Genomic DNA, 21,232 nt, shown 5'->3' on the forward strand with positions numbered 1-21,232 from the left:
TGTTCTTTATAGAAAAATATGACATTTAAATCAGGATTTGTAGCCATTTTAGGCCGTCCAAACGTTGGGAAATCGACCTTTTTGAATCAGGTCATGGGGCAAAAGATTGCCATCATGAGTGACAAGGCTCAAACGACCCGCAATAAAATTATGGGAATTTATACGACTGAAACAGAGCAGATTGTTTTTATTGATACGCCAGGAATTCACAAACCAAAGACAGCTTTGGGTGATTTTATGGTAGAGTCTGCTTATTCGACCTTGCGTGAGGTTGAGACTGTTCTTTTTATGGTGCCTGCTGATGAAAAACGTGGCAAGGGCGATGATATGATAATAGAGCGGCTGAAGGCTGCCAAGATTCCTGTTATCCTCGTCATCAATAAGATTGACAAGGTCCATCCTGACCAGCTTTTGGAGCAAATAGAGGATTTTAGAGGACAAATGGACTTCAAGGAAGTGGTCCCAATTTCAGCCCTTCAAGGCAATAATATCCACACTCTTATGACCATCCTCAAAGATAATTTGGAAGAAGGTTTCCAATATTTCCCAGAAGACCAAATCACTGACCATCCAGAGCGTTTTTTGGTATCTGAGATGATTCGGGAAAAGGTTCTAATCCTGACTCGGGAAGAGATTCCTCATTCAGTGGCTGTGGTTGTAGACAGCATGAAGAGAGATGAGGAGACGGATAAGGTCCATATTCAGGCGACTATCATGGTGGAGCGAGACAGCCAAAAGGGCATTATCATCGGCAAGGGTGGCTCTATGCTCAAGAAGGTTGGGTCTATGGCTAGACGCGATATTGAGCTCATGCTAGGAGATAAGGTCTTTCTTGAAACTTGGGTCAAAGTCAAGAAAAACTGGCGCGATAAAAAGCTTGACTTAGCAGATTTTGGGTATAATGCGAAGGAGTATTGATGGAAAATAATGAACAGTCAAAAGATAAGAGACTTATCATGTTAAGGATAGCTTATGTATCGTTGTTAATCTTATTATTAAGTCTAGTCTGGGCTTGGATGGGTAGTGTGATTCTATTTTTGAGCATATTTTCGTTTGGTATACCTTTGATTTTTATAGCCTTACCTATTGCAGGGTTAATGATGTTTAACTTAAAGAGCAATAAAGCAATTTTCTGGGGGTTCATTTGCAGTTTGACACCATTTGTCTATCTACTCCCATCCGCTGGGGATTTTCCTTTAGAAAGAGTTAGTGATTCAGCTGGTCATGTGGAACAGGTTTCTTCAGGATTATCAATAGCTATCTTATTGACAAGTGTCGCATTTTTTGTAGTTTCTACCATGTCATTTTTTTATTGTAGAAGTGCTTATGAATTAAAGTAAATTTATAATGGTGTTATTATTCGTGGTAAAAACACAGAAGATAAAACCCTAAGGAATACAACGTTCTCATCCTATAAATGTTGTAGTAGATATTAAAAAGACCAGCACTTTCGATGTTGAACTCTTAGAATTTTAATTGGAGTACGAGCGTTCTAAGGACAATGTTTATTTCCTGTCTTACGCTAATGTCCAATTAAGAATTGAGGGTGGAGTGCAGAAATGCTCAGTCAGATATCCCATTCTTTTAGACATGGTTTTAATTTTTCGCTAGGCGCTGCCCTGCATCAAACTTTTCGAAAAGTTGACTATCCCATTCATCTTCATAGTGGGCTAGAAGTCAGGGAGTTTCGCGTGAATATGAAGTAATTCATTTTAAGAAAATTACAGTTTTAGCCTCCTGACGGCTACAATTGGCAGATTAGTGATTGCTAAAGGAGTAAATATGAACCAAGACTACATCTCCTACATCCGCTCCAAGGTGGGGCAGGATAAAGTCATTCTCAATTTTGCTGGCGGGATTTTGGCTAATGAAGAGGGCAAAATTCTTCTGCAACTTCGAGGAGATAAACACAGTTGGGGGCTACCAGGTGGTTATTTAGAAGTTGGTGGGATATTTTATTTATAAAAATGTTATAATTTTCATTGAGGAGGTTACATATGAAAAATGATGCAATTCAAAAAATTCTTATTCGAGACCTAAACTTACGAGATGTCTTTTTTGACTCATTAAGAGATGATTATCCTGGTTTCGATAAGTGGCTGGCTAAAAAGGCTACTAGTGGAGATGAAGCCTATGTACTGATTGTTGGTGGGAGATTACTAGGTTTTCTTTATCTTAAAGATGAAGTAGAAACAGATAATAGTATTAATCCTCATTTTGATGAAAGAAGACGTCTAAAAATTGGAACTTTTAAAATTGATTCACACGGGACGGTTCTCGGTCAACGATTTTTGAGTATCATTTTAAGAAAGATGTTAAATGAAGGCCATGATTTTACTTATGTGACCTTATTCCCCAAACAAACTGCTTTAATTGCTCTTTTTGAACGCTTCGGTTTTCGTCAATGGGGAAGCAAAAGTAACGGGGAATTAGTCTACTTTAAAGATTTATATGTTTTCAATGATATTTATAAAGATTTCCCACGATTATCTTTATTAGAGGATAGTTCTAAATATTTACTTTCAATATTCCCTAAATACCATACGAAGATGTTTCCAGAATCTCAACTACGTACGGAAAAAAATCATGTTATCGAAGATTTATCAGTAACAAATTCCAGCGAAAAAATTTATATCAGTGCAGCTAAGCAAGTTCTTGATATGAAACCAGGTGATCACATCGTGATTTATCGTACTGCTGAAGATGGAGTTCCAGCAGAATTTAGTTCTGTTGCTTCAACAATTTGTACAGTTGGTGAAGTTCTAAAAATTGATGATTTTAATAATTATGATGATTTTGAAACCTATTGTGGAAAAGGTACAATCTTTACAAAAGATGAATTGTTAAAATTTTGGAATCAACAATATCCTAAGTTCGTAATAAAGATGATTTATAATGTCTCATTGAATAAGCGTATTATTCGAAGAGATTTAAGAGATGTAGTAGGTATAAACGCAGAGAGGTGGACCTGTGTTCAATTATCACAGGATCAATTTTGTCACATTTTAGAAATGGGTGGAGTAAATGAAAGCTTTATTATCAATTAAACCAGAATTTGTAGCAGAAATTATTGAAGGGAGGAAGAAATTTGAGTATAGAAAGAAGGTTTTCAAACGTTCAGATATTTCTTCAATAGTTGTTTATGCGACAAAGCCTTATGGTAAAGTTGTAGGAGAGTTTGAAATTGCAGAAATTATTGAAAAAAATTTAGATACATTATGGAATGAGACTCGAAAATTTTCTGGTATTTCGGAAGAGTTCTTTTATGATTATTTCAAAGATAGGGAAAGTGGATTTGCAATAAAGATAAAAAAGTTTATCGAATATGAAGAGCATTTGGAACTGTCTGAATTTGATTCAAGTATAAAAGTTGCTCCGCAATCGTTTTGTTACATAGGGAGATACTGAGTTGAGTTATATCTTATTAGTGGGGATTCATGGTGTTGGTAAGACGACACTATTGAATAAACTGAAGGAAAGTATCGATTTGACAGCTTTATCTATTAGTGATTTGATTAGGCAAGCTGGAAATGATATCAAAAGAGACGAGAAGTATACTAAAAATATCCAAAATAACCAATTCTTATGGAAAGAAAAATTAAAAGAGTATTCATTTTTGAAAGATGAATTAGTGGTTCTTGATGGCCATTTTACTTTACTAGATAAAAATGGAGATATTGTTGAATTGCCGTTTGAAACATTTGATGGCATTGATATTAGAAAAGTAGTCCTTAAGAGAGAGTTGCCATCTGTTATCAAAGATAGATTGGAAAATAGAGACAGAACTTTATGGAACATTGATCTTATAGATAATTTTCAAGAAACTGAAACAAAAAGGGCTCAGCAATTCTCTGTGGAAAAGAATATTCCGCTATTAGAAATTAATGATGGAGTGCGGATTGAAGAGGTACTTGGATTCTTAAAACCATAAGTTTTAATTTTCATGTCAGTTACTTGACATAAGAGGGGGCGATGGAGTTAGGTGAATCATCGGTTGATACTCTCATTCGCGAGTTTCGTGAGGAAACAGGTATTGAAGTTGATCCTATCCGCTTTTTGAATGTTTATACCAACTTTGAAGAAGTTTATCCGAATGGTGATGTTGTACAGACAGTGGTCATGCTCTATGAGATGGAAGCCACTGGTAATGTGGAAATAGGAGATTTTCATAATGAAGAAACCCTCCGACTGGGCTTTTTCTCAAAGGAAGAAATCCAAGATTTGGAGACCCTCTCACCTAAGCACCGCCTTATGCTGGATGAATATTTCGCCAATAATTTTAAGATGGGGCACTAGAAATCAGAAAAACTGGATCAGTATCCAGTTTTTTGTATGTTTATTCAGCTGACTTGCTTTTTTTGGCAGACTAACGTATACTGATTCAGATAAAAAGAAAGTGTGGAATGTATCATGAGATTACCTCGTTTTGGTGTGGAGGAGTGGCTCAATGTCCATGAACAGTCAGCGAGCTATGACCTGGCCTCAGTCTCCATCCGGTCCATGGATTTGGATGAACTGTTTGAGCTGACACGGATAGATGGCTCAGCCTTTTTCAAAAAACTTCGTGAGGCAACTCTAAATTATGGCTGGATCGAGGGTTCGCCAGATTTTAAGGAGGCAGTGGCTAGTCTTTATGAGAGACAGGCAAGTGAAAATATTCTTCAGACCAATGGGGGTACGGGGGCTAATTTATTGGCACTCTATAGTCTGGTGGAGCCTGGGGACCATGTCATTTCCCTCTATCCTAGCTACCAGCAGCTCTATGATATTCCCAAGTCTTTCGGAGCAGAGGTGGATTTTTGGTCTATTAAAAAGGAGAATCAATGGCTACCAGACTTGGATGAACTGCGTCAGCTGATTCGCCCAGATACCAAACTCATTTGTATCAACAATGCCAATAATCCAACTGGGGCTGTGATGGACCGTGATTTTCTGCTGGAATTGGTAGACATTGCCCAGTCTGTCGGTGCCTATATCCTATCGGATGAAGTCTATAAGACTTTTGATGATAGCTTGGATGTACCTGCTATCTGCGACCTGTATGATAAGGGGATTTCAGTCAATTCTCTATCGAAAACCTATTCTCTGCCGGGAGTCCGGATTGGTTGGGTAGCAGCGAGTAGGGAGCTCTGTGAGGTTTTCCGAGATTACCGTGACTATACCTTGATTTGCGCGGGTGTCTTTGATGACATGGTAGCGACACTGGCTTTGCAACATCATCACGCTATCTTGGAGCGCAATAAGCAGCTGGTTTTGACTAATCTCAAAATCCTTGAAGACTGGGTAGAAGAAGAACCGCTAGTTTCTCTGATTTCACCAGCAGTCACACCGACCTCCTTTATTCAGTTCCATTTGGATCAGGATATAGAGGATTTCTGCTTGTCTCTTTTGAAAGAAAAAGGTGTTCTATTAGTTCCAGGGAATCGTTTTGACCTTCCAGGTCATGCTCGTTTGGGCTATTGTTGCCAGACGGAGGTCTTGCAGAAGGGGCTCTACCTTCTATCTGATTTTTTGAAACAATACTCCTATTATTGAATTTTTATACAAAAAAATAATTGACAAATGAATAAAAATAATATACAATAGAGCCTGTTAGTTTATTGACAGGCTTTTATTATCTGAAAAATGAGGAGTTAGAGATGAAAATAAAGAAAATTGTTTTGGGATTGGCGACTGCCTTTTCAGCACTGGCGCTAACTGCTTGTGGAGGGTCTGCAGGGAAAACAGATAGTTTAGCAGCCATTAAGGAAAAAGGAAAACTGGTAGTAGCGGTGAGTCCCGACTACGCTCCCTTTGAATTCCGAGCCTTGGTGGATGGCAAAGATACTGTTGTAGGTTCTGATATTGATTTGGCACAGGATATCGCTGATGAATTGGGTGTGGAGTTGGAATTGTCTACTATGAACTTTGACAATGTCCTGTCTAGCGTCCAAAATGGTAAGGTAGATATCGCCATTTCGGGCCTTTCTTATACAGGAGACCGTGCCAAGGTATATGATTTTTCAGAAAGCTACTACACGACTGAAAATGCTATCTTAGTTGCAGCGGATAAGGTCGACAACTATAAAACTTTAGATGATTTTTCTGGTAAAAGCATTGGTGTCTTAAAGGGTTCGATTGAAGAAGGTCTATCCAAGGAGCAACTCAAAGGTGCAAATATTGTCGCCCTACCAGTGATGGGAGATGCGATTGCACAATTGAAGTCTGGGCAATTGGATGCGGTTGTTCTTGAAGCACCGGTTGGAGCTGGTTATATATCCCAAAATGCTGATATTGCTATGTCAGAGCTAGCCCTGACAGTTGCAGAAGGGGATGCCAAAGTGGTTGCCATGCCAAAAGATAGTCCAGAGCTTAAAAAGGCGATTGATAAAGTTGTTGTCAAACTGGTTGAAGATGGTACTTACAAAGACTACATTTTAAAAGCAGCTGAATTAACAGGATCAGCTATTGAAGAATAAACCATTGCTTGCAATGGATATAAAAAGCTAGGCTTAGTCTGGCTTTTTTTGTATAATAAAGAATAGAAATGACGGTGCTTGGTTCTTAATTTGTGAAGATGGACCAGAGACTGTGTAGAATAGAACACTTATGCTATATAAAATGAACTAGAAAGGCAAGTCCATATGTGCACATCAAACATGCCTATGGCTTTGTATCTCGAATATGCCAGAATTACCTGAAGTGGAGACGGTAAGGCGTGGTTTGGAGCGCTTGGTGGTAGGAAAAACCATCCAATCAGTTCAGGTGCGCGTACCTAAGATGATCAAGACAAATAGTGAAACTTTTGTGATGGATCTGTCTGGTCAAACGATTGAGGCGGTGCGCCGTCGAGGGAAATACTTGATTTTTGATTTGGGGCAAGAAATCTTGATTTCCCACCTGCGAATGGAGGGGAAGTACCTGCTCTTTTTGGATGAGTTACCAGAGAACAAACATTTTCATTTTTTCTTTAGTCTGGATGATGGATCGACCTTGGTTTATCAGGATGTACGCAAGTTCGGTACCTTTGAACTCATTGCCAAATCAAAAGAAGCTGACTACTTTTTTTCCAAAAAAATCGGACCAGAGCCAACCAAGGAAGTATTTAAGTTGGCCCCTTTTGAGCGTGGTATTTTAGCTTCTAAAAAGTTTATCAAACCCCTACTTTTGGAGCAAAAGCTAGTAGCAGGTCTGGGGAATATCTACGTGGATGAGGTCCTTTGGGCAAGCAAGGTTCATCCTGAACGATTGGGCAATTCCCTCAAAAAGGCTGAAATAAAGCGACTGCATGATGAAACCATTCGTATCTTGCAGTTGGGCATTGAAAAGGGGGGCTCAACCATTCGCACCTATCGCAATGCCTTGGGGTTGGATGGGACCATGCAGGATTACTTGCAGGTCTATGGTCAGACTGGTCAGCCTTGTCCACGCTGTGGCAGGGCCATTCAAAAGATTCAAGTAGGAGGGCGGGGCAGTCATTTTTGCCCCAAGTGTCAAAAGAAGGGAAAATAAAAATGGTTAATAAATCAGCATCTTTTAAGCTAACTACCTACTTTGATACTCCACCTGATAAGGTTAGTAAGTTGGTCAAAAACGTCGCCACCTTATACTTTGTATCAAGTCCACTTTTAATTTTCCGGCCAGTTAAAGGTCAGGAACTTTCACATCAATGGACCAATGGTACTTACTGGTTTCACTTATATTTGTTTGGCTTTATACCGCTTGGAAAACAAGCAATTGTAATTTCATTTCCGAAATCACCTGTTTTTCAGATACTTGATGATGGCCATAGTCAATTCATCAAGCAATGGAGACATATGATAACAATTAAAAAAGAAGGACAAGGCACCCTTTACGAAGACCAATTGCAGATTTCAGCGGGAGCTTTTACGTACTTAGTCATTGTCTTTGCCCAGCTTTTTTATAAGCATAGGCAGAGAAGATGGAAGAAACTGCTTGAATACAAATAGTAGTGAAGAATGATGTGGCGGTTATTTAATAGAAAGAGAGGACAGTGCTTTATGTCCCGAATGATAAAAAGATGACAAAAATAATTGGAATTACAGGAGGCATTGCCTCTGGCAAATCAACGGTCGTTGAGGAAATTCGCCGTGCTGGCTATCAGGTCATTGATGCAGATGAGATTGTTCATGACTTGCAGTCTAAGGGAGGCAAGCTCTATCAAGCTCTGCTCGGTTGGTTGGGTCCTGACATTCTAACGGCAGAGGGTCAACTGGACCGACCTAAACTATCTCAATTGATTTTTTCTAGCCCTGAAAATCAAGCAAAATCAGCGAGTTTGCAAAATCATATCATCCGTCAGGCTTTGGCACAGGAAAGGGACAGCTTGTTAGAGAGGGCAGATGTGATATTCATGGATATTCCTCTCTTGGTGGAGCTGGATTACCTGGATTGGTTTGATCAGATATGGTTAGTGTATGTAGATGAGCATCAACAACTCCAGCGCTTGATGGAGAGAAATGGCTACAGCCAAGTTCAGGCCAAACAGCGGATTGCCACTCAAATGCCCTTGTCAGACAAGAAACAGTATGCTGACTTGCTATTGGATAATAATGGTAGTCCTGAGGATTTAAAAAAACAGGTACAGCTAGCCTTGAAAAATCTATAAGAAAAGGAGAAAATGGCTGTTTTCTCCTCTTTTTGTGATATACTATTCACAGATATGTAGAAATGAAGATGACTGTACCCTAGTATGGTCGATTGGAAGCAATATGAACGGGGTACCTATTCAGGTAACTTTTTGACTGTTACTAGCTGTTCTGCTTCATTATCGTGTTTATCAATCATATAAAAGCAAAGGAAATCATGTGAGAGTCAAAATCAATTTGCAGTGCTCCCAGTGTGGCAACAAAAATTATCTGACCAGCAAGAATAGTAAGACCCATCCTCAAAAGATAGAGGTTCTAAAATATTGTCCCAAGGAAAGAAAAGTAACCCTTCATCTTGAAACTAAATAGGTTTTATGGTATACTATTGTGAGTTATCAAAGAAAGTGAAAGAAAAATGTATCAAATTCTATTAACCACTCTATTAATCTTATCTGTTATTATTGTCGCTGTTATTTTCATGCAGCCAGCTAAAAATCAATCTAGCAACGTTTTCGATGCGGCAGGCTCAGGTGCCTTGTTCGAGCGAACAAAGGCTCGTGGATTCGAGGCTGTGATGCAACGTCTGACCGCTATCTTAGTCTTTGCATGGCTGGTCATCGCACTTGCCTTGGTTGTTATTTCAAGTAGATAAAGTAGATAAAATAGTGGGCTGGGACTTGTTCTTGGCTCTTTTTTATAGTAAAGGAAACAATGAAAAACGAAATTAAAACATTATTAGAAATGAATGGTCCCCTCCCCGTGGACCAGCTAGCAGATCAACTGGGAGTTTTAAAAGCAAAAAATTTTACTGAACTCATCAAGTTGATTTCCAAAATGGAAAGTAGACGGGAGCTGATTTTTACAAGAGATGGCAAGGTTGATTTGCCACCTAAAAAGCAAAAGAAACAGCCAACCGTAACGGGTATTTTTAGGGCTCATAAGAATGGTTTTGGCTTTGTATCTGTTGATGAGGAAGAAGAAGACCTTTTTGTTGGTCGCAATGATGTCAACCATGCTATCGAAGGTGACACAGTCGAAGTCATCATCACAAAAGTTGCGGATCGGATGAAGGGAACTGCAGCGGAAGCGAAGGTCATTGATATCCTAGAGCATGCCCAAAAATCAGCTGTCGGACTCCTGATTTTGGACGAGGAGAAGCCGAAATACGCAGGGTATATCAAGTCAAAAAATCAGAAAATCACCCAGAAAATCTATGTTAAAAAGACACCGTTGGTCTTAGATGGTACGGAGATTATCAAGGTCGATATTGAAAAATATCCCAGCAAAAAACATGATTATTTTGTGGCTAGTTTACGAGAAGTAGTTGGTCACAAGGATGATGCGGGGATGGATGTTCTGGAAATTTTAGAATCCATGGATATTGTGTCTGAATTTCCAGAAGCTGTCTTGGCAGAGGCAGACCGTGTGCCAGAAGCTCCATCTGAGAAGGATATGGAAGGTCGTTTGGATTTGCGGGATAAAATCACCTTTACCATTGACGGTGCAGATGCTAAGGACCTAGATGACGCTGTCCATATCAAGCAATTAAAAAATGGCAACATAGAACTGGGAGTTCACATTGCTGATGTTTCTTATTATGTGACCGAAGGGTCTGCCTTAGATCAGGAAGCTCTCAGTCGTGGGACTTCTGTCTATGTGACTGACCGAGTGGTCCCTATGCTACCAGAGCGTCTCTCCAATGGAATCTGTTCTCTTAATCCCGGTGTAGACCGATTGACTCAATCGGCTATCATGGAGATTGACAAAAAAGGGCGAGTGGTCAAGTCTTGGATAGGTCAAACAGTGATTAAGACAACTTTCCGTATGACTTATTCGGATGTCAATGACATGCTAGCTGGAGATGTGGAGAAAATTGCTGAATTTAAGACAATTATGCCCAGTGTAGAGCTGATGGCCAAGCTTCATGCCACGTTAGAAGCGATGCGCATGCGCCGCGGAGCTCTCAATTTTGACACCAGTGAAGCTAAAATTCTAGTCAATAAAGAAGGACTACCAGTCGATATTGTTCTCCGTCAACGAGGTATTGCTGAGCGGATGATTGAGTCCTTTATGTTGGCCGCCAATGAGTGTGTTGCTGAGCATTTTGCAAAACGAGAGTTGCCCTTCATCTATCGGATTCATGAGGAACCAAAGGTTGAAAAGGTGCAGCAGTTCATTGATTACGCGAGTACCTTTGGTCTTCCGATTCGTGGGACTGCCAACTCTATCAGTCAGGAGGCTTTGCAAGAATTGATGGAGCGCATCAAGGACGAACCTTATGCAGAGGTTCTTAATATGATGCTGTTACGTTCGATGCAACAAGCCAGATATTCCGAGCACAATCATGGTCACTATGGACTTGGTGCGAAGTTCTATACCCACTTTACTAGCCCGATTCGGCGGTATCCTGACCTTTTAGTACATCGTATGGTACGGGAATATAGTCAATTGACCGATGAAAAAATTGCTCATTTTGACCAAGTCATTCCTGAGATTGCCAAGCAAACCTCAAGCTTAGAGCGTCGTGCCATCGAGGCTGAACGAGAAGTTGAGGCGATGAAGAAAGCTGAATTTATGCAGGAATTTGTTGGTCAGGAGTTCGATGGTGTCATTTCCAGCGTGGTTAAATTTGGACTTTTCGTAGAACTCCCCAACACAGTCGAAGGTTTGATTCACATTACCAATTTGCCTGAATTTTTCCACTACAATGAGCGAACTCTCAGTCTTCACGGTGAAAAATCTGGTCTTGTCTTTCGTGTTGGTCAACCCATTCGCATCAAGTTAGAGCGAGCAGATAAACTGACAGGTGAGATTGATTTTATCCACGTAGTATCAGACCTAGATATTTTAGAAAAAGCTCCCAAAAAGGATAGGAAAGAAGCCTTTCGCAAAAATCGAAAGACATCAGATGGCAAGAAAGCTAGATTTGCCCGAAAAAATGATAAAAAAGTTTCATCAGGCAAGACTAAGAAATTTTATAAAGATGTAGCAAAAAAAGGAGGAAAACATGGCCAAGGGCGAAGGAAGAGTCGTCGCGCAAAATAAGAAAGCACGTCATGATTATACCATTGTAGACACTATTGAAGCTGGCCTGGTTCTAACAGGAACGGAGATTAAGTCTGTTCGAGCAGCTAGAATCAACCTAAAGGATGGTTTTGCTCAAATCAAACATGGGGAAGCCTGGCTGGTCAATGTCCACATCGCCCCTTATGAGGAGGGCAATATCTGGAATCAGGACCCAACTAGGACACGTAAGCTACTTTTACGTAAAAAACAGATTGCCCAGCTAGAGGGTGAGGTCAAGGGAATGGGGATGACCCTAGTTCCTCTAAAAGTATATATCAAAGATGGTTTTGCCAAGGTCTTACTTGGATTAGCAAAAGGAAAGCATGACTATGATAAACGTGAGTCTATCAAACGTCGCGAGCAAGAGCGGGATTTAAAACGGACCATGAAAGCTATCAATAGTCGATAGGAGAAAAGATGACACTAAGAGCCTACAAACGCATGCCTATCTGGAACCGAGAAACGGTACCACCAGAAATCACTCATAAGCACAATACTAAGGTTGGAACTTGGGGAAAAATAAAAGTGCTCAAGGGTCAACTACAATTTGAAGCTATTTCAGATGACAACGAGATTGTCTCGGTTGTCGTTTATGGTCCGGAATCAGATATTCCCATGGTGGAGCCCCAAGCCTGGCATAGAGTGACACTTTTGACAGAGGATACAGAGTTTTTCCTAGAATTTTTCTGCACAGAAGAAGATTACTTAGTTAAAAAATATGGCTATACCAGAACCCATTCTGAGGTTATCGAAGCTCTACAAACCATCACTCAGCCTTGCAAGGTGTTGGATTTGGGCTGTGGTCGAGGACGCAATGCTCTCTATTTGGCTAAGAAAGGTTTTGATGTGACAGCTGTAGACTACAGTCAAGAGAGTTTAGATATTTTGCAAGAAGTGATGGAGTTAGAGGATATAGATCTTCAAGTTGGGGTTTATGATATCAACTCTGCTAATCTGAGTCAAGATTATGATTGGATTATCTCGACTGTCGTTTTTATGTCCTTGCAAAGAGATCGAGTACCTGATATTATCCGCAATATGCAGGAGGTGACCAATATTGGAGGTTACAACCTGATTGTGGCAGCCATGGATACAGCCGATGCTCCCTGTCCTATGAATTTTAACTTTACGTTTGCAGCAGGTGAACTGAAGGACTATTACAAGGACTGGAAATTGATCAAGTACAACGAAGACTTTGGGGAGCTACACAAATTGGATGAGAACGGCAAGCGTATGCGCATGCGCTTTGCAACTATGCTGGCCCAGAAAAAGTAAGAAAGACTGAGAAAACTCAGTCTTTTTTGCCGGGAAAAATTAGCTTTATTCGCGCTTGTGAGGTGTATCTAGGCAGGCATGTATTTGTTTGTGGATTGACTTCCATAACTTATTATAGGTAGTATTCATCACACCAAAGGCTCGGTAATGGTCTTCAAACAACCTTGGGGAATCAATGTGGTTACTACTAATAATAGTGTTAGCCTGTTCAGACTGCTCTCAGATATTACTTAGATACAAATGCATCTTTTCATCCGGAAGTCTCTTGAGTTTTATGATAAAATATGTAATGGAAATATGACTCTTATATTCACGGTAATGGAGTGATAGCTTTATATGGGGCTTTTTGTTTTTTTCTAGCAAGTAGAGTTTTACAATGATAGCTGTAAAAGACTAGTCATTGAATTAGGGAAAATCTCCATCAAGGGTGTCTTCTTTCTGGCGGAGTTAGTATATTAAAAAGATATAACATAAGTTCCTTCAAACGTAAACGGTGATTAAAACCTCCTAAACGGTCTAAGGAGATGATGCTATTATCAAGAATGATAAAAAAGATGAGCTACGCAGGATATCTTATCTGGTAGTAGCCTTCTTGCCGTTCATCAAAACACCGATGAGTCTGGGAATCATTATCAGGATTTCGTTTGAGGTAGAGTCTCTGCAAGATAACTGACTGCGTGCTAGTAGTATCCAAGCGATACCCCATTCGTCCTTGGAGCTATACCTGGCATGCCGCACCTAGGACAGTCATTTTAGCTACTTTATGCAATGGTATTTGAGTTGTATTTTCACTGCAATCAGTTGCTAGTAATCTATCGTTTTTACTAGGAGTGATGGCCTAATGCGGTCCTGTCTGCTGGCAGAATCTTGCAAAGACTAGCACTCTAGAAGGAAATCCGATGCTGACTGCTACGGATGAAAATAGAAAAAATAGAAGGATGAAAAGGAGTAGAAGATGATGAAACGTTTAAATATGCTACGGCATATTATACGTGTAACGGGTTTTAGTCAATTTGTACTAAGCTTTGTAACTTTTATCTTTGGTGCGGGCATGGTTCTCTTTTTAGTTGAGCCTGGGATTACCAATTATGGAGATGGTTTATGGTATGCTTTTGTCACCTCGACGACGGTGGGCTATGGAGATTTCTTGGCAATCACCTTGATTGGGAGGCTTACTAGCGTCTTGTTAACCATTTATGGGCTTATTTTCTTTGGCTGCTTATCAGCTGTTATTATCAATTTCTATACTAGTTTGAATCAGAAAAAGGAGAGAAAAAATGACTGGTAATTATTCAACACGCGAATACCGCGAGAAGCTATACGATGATCTACATGTAAGACTGAGGGATACGGTCATCTTGATGTGTGCGATTTTTATTGCATCTATTGGACTAAATATGAACTCAACAGCAGTTATCATTGGAGCTATGCTGATTTCACCCTTGATGACTCCGATTGTTGGGATGGGGTTTGGCTTGGCTCTTTTTGACCTACGTTTGGTCAAACAATCCTTGCAGTTGTTAAGTACCCAAGTCATTGTCAGCCTCTTGGTTTCCACTCTTTATTTTTGGATTTCACCTTTGACTCACGCCAGTAGTGAGTTGGTAGCTCGGACTTCTCCGACTATCTGGGATGTTTTGATTGCTATTGCTGGAGGAATTGCTGGCGTTATCGGCTCTCGCAAAAAAGAAGCCAATAACATCGTGCCAGGGGTTGCGATTGCGACAGCTCTCATGCCACCTATCTGTACGGCTGGTTATGGCTTGGCAAATGGAAATTCTCAATTTTTCTTTGGTGCTCTCTATCTCTTCTTCATCAATTGTATCTTTATCATGTTGACCAATCTGATTGGTTCGCTTCTCTTGATGCGCAAATCAGCTCTTTCTTCCTTTAGAGAGATTAGCCTGAAAGTCCGTCTTGGTCTCTTGGCCTTGATCATCATCTTGATCATGCCGGCTATCTATTCAGGAGTAAACCTCACGCTTCAATATGCCAAACGAGATGCCATTAGTCAATTTATCAAGACAGAGTTTGCCCAGCAGACAATTATTAGCCAGAACTATAATGAAACCCGAGATCGGTTGAATCTGACACTAGTGGGAGAGCGGCTCTCAGACCAAGACCTACAAGCTATCGAAGCAAAACAAGCAGATTATGGACTGTCATCAATGACTTTAATTGTCAATCAAGTAGTCGATACACCTAATCTCAGTGAAGAGTCCATCAAGACCTTATATGATAATATTGACATCTACATTGACCAAAAATTAGCTGAAAAAGATAATAGTAAAGATACACTAGTAGAGTCCAACAAGGAAAAGGACAAGGACTAGGAACAATTCAGCATTTATTCAAATCATATTCGAAATACAATTAACATTTAGATAGGTATTCGTGATGAATACAGAAACAATTACACAATTTGATGTTTTGGATATAAAAATTCTGGCGGGTGTTGAGTAGTGGATAATTCCAGATGGTTAGGGTTCTATCATTGCACAAGAAGAGATGGGAGACGAAAGTAATGTTTTTGACTAATAGTCGTCAAAAGAGAGATGGATACTATCGGCAGATTGAACAAATTTATAATAATAAACATATCATCATTAGTTCAAAGTTGCGAAAAGAATTATTAAGCAGTGCCAAGGGGTTACAGAATGGGGAACAGATTAGTTATTTGGCCTACAAGTTGTATCCTTTTGTGTGTGATGAGATACTTGAAAATAAATCTAATAAAAACGAATTAATAATTTTGAAAAAGTACCTTGAAAAAACGAGGTGGAAATATTATTGGGGAACTGTGCTAGGTATGGCATTTGTAAGGAGTTAAACCTATATCTCTTGAAGGAAGTTAGATAATCATTTAGGATATAGCAGAAGAAAAATAAAAAAATGATGGAATAGAAGTGTTAAATTGCTATTATTATTGTCAATTTTCTCCTGAATAAAAAGGACTTACTATCTTCATCAACCACCCAATTTGCCGTCTATAAAACGAAAAGTCCAACTCATTTTGAGTTGGACTTTTCAGGAGATTTATGAAAAATTTTAGGATACACTTATAGTATAAAGGAATTTTTAAATAAAACATCCGTCTGGAGACCTATTTTACAAAAAAGATCTTCTGTGATAAGATAGGATGCAAAAATGGAGGTGTTCAAACGTGATTCGACAAGCGACTGTGGTAGATATTCCTGCTCTCAATCAACTCTTGCAGGAAATTTTGCAGGTACATCATGGGGTTCGCCCGGATATTTTTCGCCCTGTTGGTAAGAAATTTTCTTCTTCTGAATTGGCAGACTTAATGTCCCATCCTGAAACCCCTATTTTTGTATATGAGACTGATGGGAAGATTTTGGGTCATATGTTCTGTCAGATTGCAAAGGCAACTAGTCCGGTATTAGAACCTATTAAGACACTTTTCATCGAAGATCTCTGTGTGGCTCAGGAGGCGCGTGGGCAGAAAATTGGGAAGCAACTGTATGATTTTGCGGTAGATTTAGCCAAGAAAGAAGGCTGTCACAATCTCACTCTGGATGTGTGGGATGCTAATCATGGAGCTAAGTCCTTTTATGAAAGACAGGGTTTAGAAGCCCAAAAGACTAGAATGGAGTTGCGGTTAGATACGTAAAAAGAGGCCATGGCCTCTTTTTAGTTTCTCCTCAAAGTGGCCAGTAGTTGTTTGGCCGTTTCTAGATTTGTATGTTGTTCCTTTCGCAGTTGTTGTGCGATGATATCTGCTTCAGATTCAGTGGCTCCTGCCAAGATGGCCAGTGATTTCGCCTGAAGTTTCATATGTCCTGCTTGGATACCGGTTGTCACTAGAGCCCTAAGAGCTGCAAAATTTTGACAGAGACCCACCGCTACAATAAGGCTAGCTAGCGTTCGCGCATTGGGTTGCCCCAAAATGTCAAATGCTGCCTGAACCTTAGGATTAAGACCAATCGATCCACCGACGGTCGCAATGGGCATAGGAAGGGTCATTTGACCCAGTAACTCTTCCCTATCAATCGTCCAAGTTGACAAACCACGATAATGGCCATCCCTAGCGGCATAGGCATGGGCGCCGGCTTCAACTGCTCTCCAGTCATTGCCTGTAGCGACCACCAAGCCATCGATACCATTGAAAATTCCCTTATTATGTGTCGTAGCTCGGTAGGTGTCAATTTGAGCGAGTTGGCTGGCCAGTGCTATTTTTTCGGCTGTTTCTTGTGCCAAAGCTGCGCTGGTAGCAAGACTAGAGATGGTAATCCGACAGCGTGCTGTTACCAGAGATTCACTCGCATAGTTAGAAAGAATGGCCATCAAGGCTTTGCCTCGACTGATTTCCTCCAGATAATCCTTAATACCTTCCAACATGGTGTTCAGGATATTGGCTCCCATGGCCTCTTTGACGTCGACAGATAGGTAGACGATGAGAAATTGGTCCTTTATTTCGGTCCGTAATGTTCTAGCACCTCCACCCCGCTTGACAATAGAAGGATGAGCTTGGTTGGCCAAGGACAAAATAGTAGCAGTCTCTTGTTCTATATTTTTCTGAGCCACTTGCGGTTCAGCCACATTGTAGAGAGCTACTTGACCAATCATGAGACGATTTTGAATGTCAGAGGTGAAACCACCGGAACGACCGATGATTTTTGCACCAAAAGAGCAGGCTGCTACCACGGAAGGTTCTTCAGTCACCATAGGCAGACTGTACTCTTGACCATCTAGGAGAAATTCAGGAACGACCGAAAAAGGCAGGCAAAAGGTTCCGAGATGGTTTTCAGCCATTTTACCGGCAATATTCTCTGGCAAATTTTGATTTTTTCTCAAAATCTCCACTGTTTTTGCTTGCAACATCCGTTCTTGATTGAGAATATCAATCCGTTCCTGCCGTGTTTTTTTATAAAATCCAGAAAATCTTGACATAGGGTCTCCTCATCTAATAAAAAATCAGCTGGCTGATGCCAACTGACAGCCATTTGGCTCCATTTATTTTTTATGATACACACGTTTGTGATCTTGAATGTCTACTAGGGCAAAATCAGTTTCATCCACAGGTAAATCAACAGCCTGACCTGTTTCATCTACTTGGATCTCCTCAAAGAAGAGAGCTTCATAAGCCGTAACGCTTAATGGAGTCCGTTGGTTGAGAGTATGCAAGCGGTCAGGTTGCAAGTGTTGCTGATATCCATCGACCAATTGCCCACTGAAGAGTTCACAGACAGCCCCACTACCATAGCTGTAAAAGAGGATGTTGTCTCCAGCCTTTAGACTTTGGCTATTTTCCAAGAGTGAGAGGAAGGAGAGGAAAATCGATCCGGTGTAGATGTTGCCAACGATTTTGTTGTAGACAATCGCTTCTTGGAAACGCTCGGTCAATCGGTTGAGAGTTTTACTGTCCTCTTGTGCAATCGCCTGAATTCCTTTCAAGCCTTGTTTCGAGAAAGGAATGTGTAGGCACATAGCAGCAAAATCAGCTAGTTTTTTGCCAGTTCGTTTCTGATATTCAGCAAAAGTAGTTGTCAGGCAGTCTGTATATTGTTCTGTTGAGAACTTACCGTTGACACGCGGATATTTGTCTTCGTTTGGACGCCAGAAATCCATGATATCACGGGTTTGGCAGACACTGTCATTATGTAGAATCAGGATTGAGGGGTCAGCGGAGATCAACATAGCGATAGCTCCAGCTCCTTGTGTTGCCTCACCAGCAGAAGCAATGCCATACTTGGCAATATCACTAGCAATGACCAATACTTTAGAGTTTGGATGTTGGGCAATATGCGTTTTAGCTAGAATTAGACCAGCTGTAGCGCCGTAGCAGGCTTCCTTGATTTCAATGGAACGGGCAAATGGATTGATGTCCAGTAATCCATGAATAAAAACTGCAGCAGCCTTACTCTGGTCAATACTAGATTCTGTGCCAACGATGATCATGTCAATCTGATCCTTATCCTTCTCAGAAAGGATAGCTTGAGCAGCTTGAGCTCCTAGAGTGACGATGTCTTGGGTGACAGGGGCCACTGCCATTTGGCTTTGAAGCAAGCCAAGTTTAAATTTATTTGGGTCAATATTTCGCGCTTGGGCTAAATCCGCTAAATCTAGGACATAATTTGGAGCCGCAAAGCCAATTTTATCAATACCGATGTTCATCTTTATTCCTTATTGTGTTTTTTTGCATTGGAAATAATCATGCTAATGCCCTGTCCTCCTCCGATACAGAGGGTGCAGAGTCCCAGATGACCATTTCGTTTTTCTAATTCATGAATCAAGGTCACCAGGATGCGAGCTCCGCTAGCACCAATAGGATGGCCTAGGGCAATGGCACCACCGTTGACATTGACTTTTTCAGGGTCTATACCCAGTTCAGAGAGGACAGGGATAGACTGGGCAGCAAAGGCCTCGTTGACTTCAAAGAGGTCTATATCTATGATGTTCTTCTTGATTTTAGCTAGTGCTTTTTGGCTAGCAGTGATTGGTCCTAGTCCCATATAAGCTGGGTCTAGACCGCTAATGGCAGAAGACTCAATATAAGCTAGTGGCTCTAGACCGAGCTCAGTGACTTTGGTTTTTGACATAAGTATGAGCATGGCGCAACCGTCATTGATACCTGAAGCGTTGCCCGCAGTTACGCTACCATCTTTTTTAAAGGCGGGTCTGAGGTTGGTTAGTTTCTCCAAGCTGGTTTCTCTAGGATACTCATCTTGGTCAAACAGTATATCCTTGCGACCGCTCTTCACTGTCAAGGGGACAATTTCATCTGCAAATCGTCCATTTTCAACCGCCCTAAGGGCTTTTTCTTGACTGGCAAGAGCAAAGGCATCTTGTTCTGTACGAGTAATCTGGTATCTTTCAGCTATATTTTCTGCTGTGATTCCCATATGCTCACCACTGAATGCATCGGTCAAGCCATCTATTAGGAGACTATCTTCTAAGGTGATACTACCTAATTTTTTACCAAAGCGACTATCTCTAGATAAATAAGGGGCTTGGCTCATGATTTCAATACCACCTGCTACGACCACCTCTTGATCTCCAGCTAGGATAGACTGGGCTGCCAGTTGAACAGCCTTTAGGCCAGAACCACAAACCTTGTTGACAACAAAGGCAGAAGTTGTATCGGGAATGCCTGCTCCCAAAGCAATCTGACGAGCAACATTTTGTCCTTGGCCCGCGCCAAGCACATTTCCAATGATCACTTCCTCTACTACATCTGGAGAAATGTTTGATTTCTTTAAGGTATAAGCCAAGACCTGAGCACCTAGGTCAGCCAATTTCATATCCTTGAGACTGCCACCAAAACTCCCAATAGCAGAGCGATAAGCAGCAACAATCGCAACTTTTTTCATGTGTTTTCTTCAATCTTTCTTCTAACATTGAACTTTTTAGCCTTATCATTATACCATTTTTAGCCATAAAAATGACAAAATAGTCTCAGTCTGGGGGCTGATTTTCTCTCTTTCAAGATGAAAACGCACACAGACCATAGAAAGACTAGCTTTTTTTAAGTTTTTTGGGTAAAATAGGAACTGTAAGTAAATTAAATAGAGGAGTTTTATAATGGTAAAATTGGTTTTTGCTCGCCACGGTGAGTCAGAATGGAACAAAGCCAACCTTTTCACTGGCTGGGCTGATGTTGATTTGTCTGAAAAAGGAACACAGCAAGCCATCGATGCAGGTAAGTTGATCAAAGAAGCTGGTATCGAGTTTGATAAAGCCTATACTTCTGTTTTGACACGCGCAATCAAAACAACCAACTTGGCATTGGAACATTCAGACCAACTTTGGGTTCCAGTTGAAAAATCATGGCGCTTGAATGAACGTCACTACGGTGGTTTGACTGGTAAAAATAAGGCTGAAGCAGCTGAGGAATTTGGCGATGAGCAAGTTCATATCTGGCGTCGTTCATACGATACTTTACCTCCAAACATGGCTAAGGATGATCCATATTCTGCACACACAGATCGCCGTTATGCACACTTGGATGACTCTGTTATCCCAGATGCCGAAAACTTGAAAGTAACCTTGGAACGTGCTCTTCCATTCTGGGAAGATAAGATTGGTCCAGACTTGGTTGATGGAAAAAATGTTTTCGTTGGAGCACACGGCAACTCTATCCGCGCCCTTGTAAAACACATTAAAGGCTTGTCAGATGAGGAAATCATGGATGTAGAAATTCCAAACTTCCCACCGCTTGTTTTTGAATTTGATGAAAAATTGAATGTAACTGCTGAATATTACCTCGGTGGTGAATAAGAAAGGAAAGACTGAAATCTGATTTCAGTCTTTTTCTTTGATTTATGCTATACTAAAATAAGAAA

At 40.6% G+C, this 21,232-nt stretch carries 24 protein-coding genes and 2 pseudogenes; 22 read left to right on the forward strand and 4 right to left on the reverse strand.

Features of this window, described 5'->3' with window-relative positions; translation table 11 throughout:
* Window positions 1-18: 18 nt before the first annotated feature.
* The 17 genes and pseudogenes from era (at window position 19) to tehB (ending at window position 12,929) form a co-directional block, all read left to right on the forward strand.
* Window positions 19-918, forward strand: a complete 900-nt coding sequence (gene era / locus F602_RS0105740) for a GTPase Era (RefSeq protein WP_018167006.1) — start codon at window positions 19-21, stop codon at window positions 916-918.
* Window positions 918-1,340: a hypothetical protein gene (locus tag F602_RS0105745; protein ID WP_018167007.1), complete on the forward strand. Its 423-nt coding sequence runs from the start codon at window positions 918-920 to the stop codon at window positions 1,338-1,340. The genes era and F602_RS0105745 overlap by 1 nt, the downstream gene beginning before the upstream one ends.
* Before the next feature lie 442 nt (window positions 1,341-1,782).
* Window positions 1,783-1,944: pseudogene (locus F602_RS10380) on the forward strand (DNA mismatch repair protein MutT); the annotation flags it as partial.
* Between the two features lie 53 nt (window positions 1,945-1,997).
* On the forward strand, window positions 1,998-3,047 hold the full coding sequence (locus F602_RS0105755; RefSeq protein WP_018167009.1) for a GNAT family N-acetyltransferase: 1,050 nt from the start codon (window positions 1,998-2,000) through the stop codon (window positions 3,045-3,047).
* Window positions 3,025-3,408: an ASCH domain-containing protein gene (locus F602_RS0105760; protein ID WP_018167010.1), complete on the forward strand. Its 384-nt coding sequence runs from the start codon at window positions 3,025-3,027 to the stop codon at window positions 3,406-3,408. The genes F602_RS0105755 and F602_RS0105760 overlap by 23 nt, the downstream gene beginning before the upstream one ends.
* A 1-nt stretch (window position 3,409) precedes the next feature.
* Complete coding sequence (locus F602_RS0105765) at window positions 3,410-3,931, forward strand: ATP-binding protein (protein WP_018167011.1); 522 nt, start codon at window positions 3,410-3,412, stop codon at window positions 3,929-3,931.
* 35 nt (window positions 3,932-3,966) lie between these two features.
* Window positions 3,967-4,296, forward strand: a pseudogene (locus tag F602_RS10385) (NUDIX domain-containing protein); the annotation flags it as partial.
* 114 nt (window positions 4,297-4,410) lie between these two features.
* Complete coding sequence (locus F602_RS0105775; RefSeq protein ID WP_018167013.1) at window positions 4,411-5,535, forward strand: aminotransferase; 1,125 nt, start codon at window positions 4,411-4,413, stop codon at window positions 5,533-5,535.
* Window positions 5,536-5,639: 104 nt separating this feature from the next.
* On the forward strand, window positions 5,640-6,458 hold the full coding sequence (locus F602_RS0105780; RefSeq protein ID WP_018167014.1) for a transporter substrate-binding domain-containing protein: 819 nt from the start codon (window positions 5,640-5,642) through the stop codon (window positions 6,456-6,458).
* A 205-nt stretch (window positions 6,459-6,663) separates the two neighbouring features.
* Window positions 6,664-7,491 carry a DNA-formamidopyrimidine glycosylase gene (gene mutM / locus F602_RS0105785; protein WP_026183324.1) on the forward strand — a complete coding sequence of 276 codons (828 nt, stop codon included), beginning with the start codon at window positions 6,664-6,666 and terminating at the stop codon, window positions 7,489-7,491.
* A gap of 2 nt (window positions 7,492-7,493) precedes the next feature.
* Window positions 7,494-7,949 (forward strand): hypothetical protein, encoded by a 456-nt coding sequence (locus tag F602_RS10390; protein WP_124776154.1) that lies wholly within the window; start codon window positions 7,494-7,496, stop codon window positions 7,947-7,949.
* Between the two features lie 71 nt (window positions 7,950-8,020).
* A complete protein-coding gene (gene coaE / locus F602_RS0105795) occupies window positions 8,021-8,608 on the forward strand; it encodes a dephospho-CoA kinase (RefSeq protein WP_026183325.1) in 588 nt (195 codons plus the stop codon).
* A 199-nt stretch (window positions 8,609-8,807) separates the two neighbouring features.
* Window positions 8,808-8,957 (forward strand): 50S ribosomal protein L33, encoded by a 150-nt coding sequence (gene rpmG, locus F602_RS10740; RefSeq protein ID WP_083915244.1) that lies wholly within the window; start codon window positions 8,808-8,810, stop codon window positions 8,955-8,957.
* A 46-nt stretch (window positions 8,958-9,003) separates the two neighbouring features.
* On the forward strand, window positions 9,004-9,240 hold the full coding sequence (secG, locus tag F602_RS0105800) for a preprotein translocase subunit SecG (RefSeq protein ID WP_018167018.1): 237 nt from the start codon (window positions 9,004-9,006) through the stop codon (window positions 9,238-9,240).
* 59 nt (window positions 9,241-9,299) lie between these two features.
* Window positions 9,300-11,633: a ribonuclease R gene (gene rnr / locus F602_RS0105805; protein WP_018167019.1), complete on the forward strand. Its 2,334-nt coding sequence runs from the start codon at window positions 9,300-9,302 to the stop codon at window positions 11,631-11,633.
* Window positions 11,596-12,063 carry an SsrA-binding protein SmpB gene (smpB, locus tag F602_RS0105810; protein WP_018167020.1) on the forward strand — a complete coding sequence of 156 codons (468 nt, stop codon included), beginning with the start codon at window positions 11,596-11,598 and terminating at the stop codon, window positions 12,061-12,063. The genes rnr and smpB overlap by 38 nt, the downstream gene beginning before the upstream one ends.
* A gap of 8 nt (window positions 12,064-12,071) precedes the next feature.
* Complete coding sequence (gene tehB / locus F602_RS0105815) at window positions 12,072-12,929, forward strand: SAM-dependent methyltransferase TehB (RefSeq protein ID WP_018167021.1); 858 nt, start codon at window positions 12,072-12,074, stop codon at window positions 12,927-12,929.
* A 559-nt stretch (window positions 12,930-13,488) separates the two neighbouring features.
* On the opposite strand, the gene F602_RS10900 is transcribed toward tehB, so the two are convergent.
* Complete coding sequence (locus F602_RS10900; RefSeq protein ID WP_156801866.1) at window positions 13,489-13,635, reverse strand: hypothetical protein; 147 nt, start codon at window positions 13,633-13,635, stop codon at window positions 13,489-13,491.
* Window positions 13,636-13,887: 252 nt separating this feature from the next.
* Between F602_RS10900 and F602_RS0105820 the strand changes: the two genes are divergently transcribed.
* The 4 genes from F602_RS0105820 to F602_RS0105835 all read left to right on the forward strand — a co-directional run bounded on the left by F602_RS0105820 (window position 13,888) and on the right by F602_RS0105835 (window position 16,560).
* On the forward strand, window positions 13,888-14,217 hold the full coding sequence (locus F602_RS0105820) for a potassium channel family protein (RefSeq protein WP_026183326.1): 330 nt from the start codon (window positions 13,888-13,890) through the stop codon (window positions 14,215-14,217).
* Entirely contained in the window at window positions 14,207-15,262 is a 1,056-nt protein-coding gene (locus F602_RS0105825; RefSeq protein WP_018167023.1) for a DUF389 domain-containing protein, read from the forward strand. Before F602_RS0105820 ends, F602_RS0105825 begins: the two co-directional genes overlap by 11 nt.
* Window positions 15,263-15,453: 191 nt before the next feature.
* Window positions 15,454-15,759 (forward strand): hypothetical protein, encoded by a 306-nt coding sequence (locus F602_RS0105830; protein ID WP_018167024.1) that lies wholly within the window; start codon window positions 15,454-15,456, stop codon window positions 15,757-15,759.
* 309 nt (window positions 15,760-16,068) lie between these two features.
* On the forward strand, window positions 16,069-16,560 hold the full coding sequence (locus F602_RS0105835) for a GNAT family N-acetyltransferase (protein ID WP_040839937.1): 492 nt from the start codon (window positions 16,069-16,071) through the stop codon (window positions 16,558-16,560).
* Between the two features lie 20 nt (window positions 16,561-16,580).
* Here F602_RS0105835 and F602_RS0105840 read toward each other — a convergent pair whose 3' ends face one another.
* The 3 genes from F602_RS0105840 to F602_RS0105850 all read right to left on the reverse strand — a co-directional run bounded on the left by F602_RS0105840 (window position 16,581) and on the right by F602_RS0105850 (window position 20,260).
* On the reverse strand, window positions 16,581-17,840 hold the full coding sequence (locus tag F602_RS0105840; protein WP_018167026.1) for a hydroxymethylglutaryl-CoA reductase, degradative: 1,260 nt from the start codon (window positions 17,838-17,840) through the stop codon (window positions 16,581-16,583).
* Window positions 17,841-17,903: 63 nt separating this feature from the next.
* Window positions 17,904-19,064: a hydroxymethylglutaryl-CoA synthase gene (locus tag F602_RS0105845; RefSeq protein WP_018167027.1), complete on the reverse strand. Its 1,161-nt coding sequence runs from the start codon at window positions 19,062-19,064 to the stop codon at window positions 17,904-17,906.
* 2 nt (window positions 19,065-19,066) lie between these two features.
* Window positions 19,067-20,260, reverse strand: a complete 1,194-nt coding sequence (locus F602_RS0105850) for an acetyl-CoA C-acetyltransferase (RefSeq protein ID WP_018167028.1) — start codon at window positions 20,258-20,260, stop codon at window positions 19,067-19,069.
* A gap of 211 nt (window positions 20,261-20,471) precedes the next feature.
* On the opposite strand from F602_RS0105850, the gene F602_RS0105855 reads away from it, so the two are divergent.
* A complete protein-coding gene (locus tag F602_RS0105855) occupies window positions 20,472-21,167 on the forward strand; it encodes a phosphoglycerate mutase (RefSeq protein WP_018167029.1) in 696 nt (231 codons plus the stop codon).
* The last annotated feature ends 65 nt before the right edge of the window (window positions 21,168-21,232 follow it).

Origin of the sequence: Streptococcus minor DSM 17118 (assembly GCF_000377005.1) — a bacterium.
GTDB classification, from domain to species: Bacteria; Bacillota; Bacilli; order Lactobacillales; family Streptococcaceae; genus Streptococcus; species Streptococcus minor.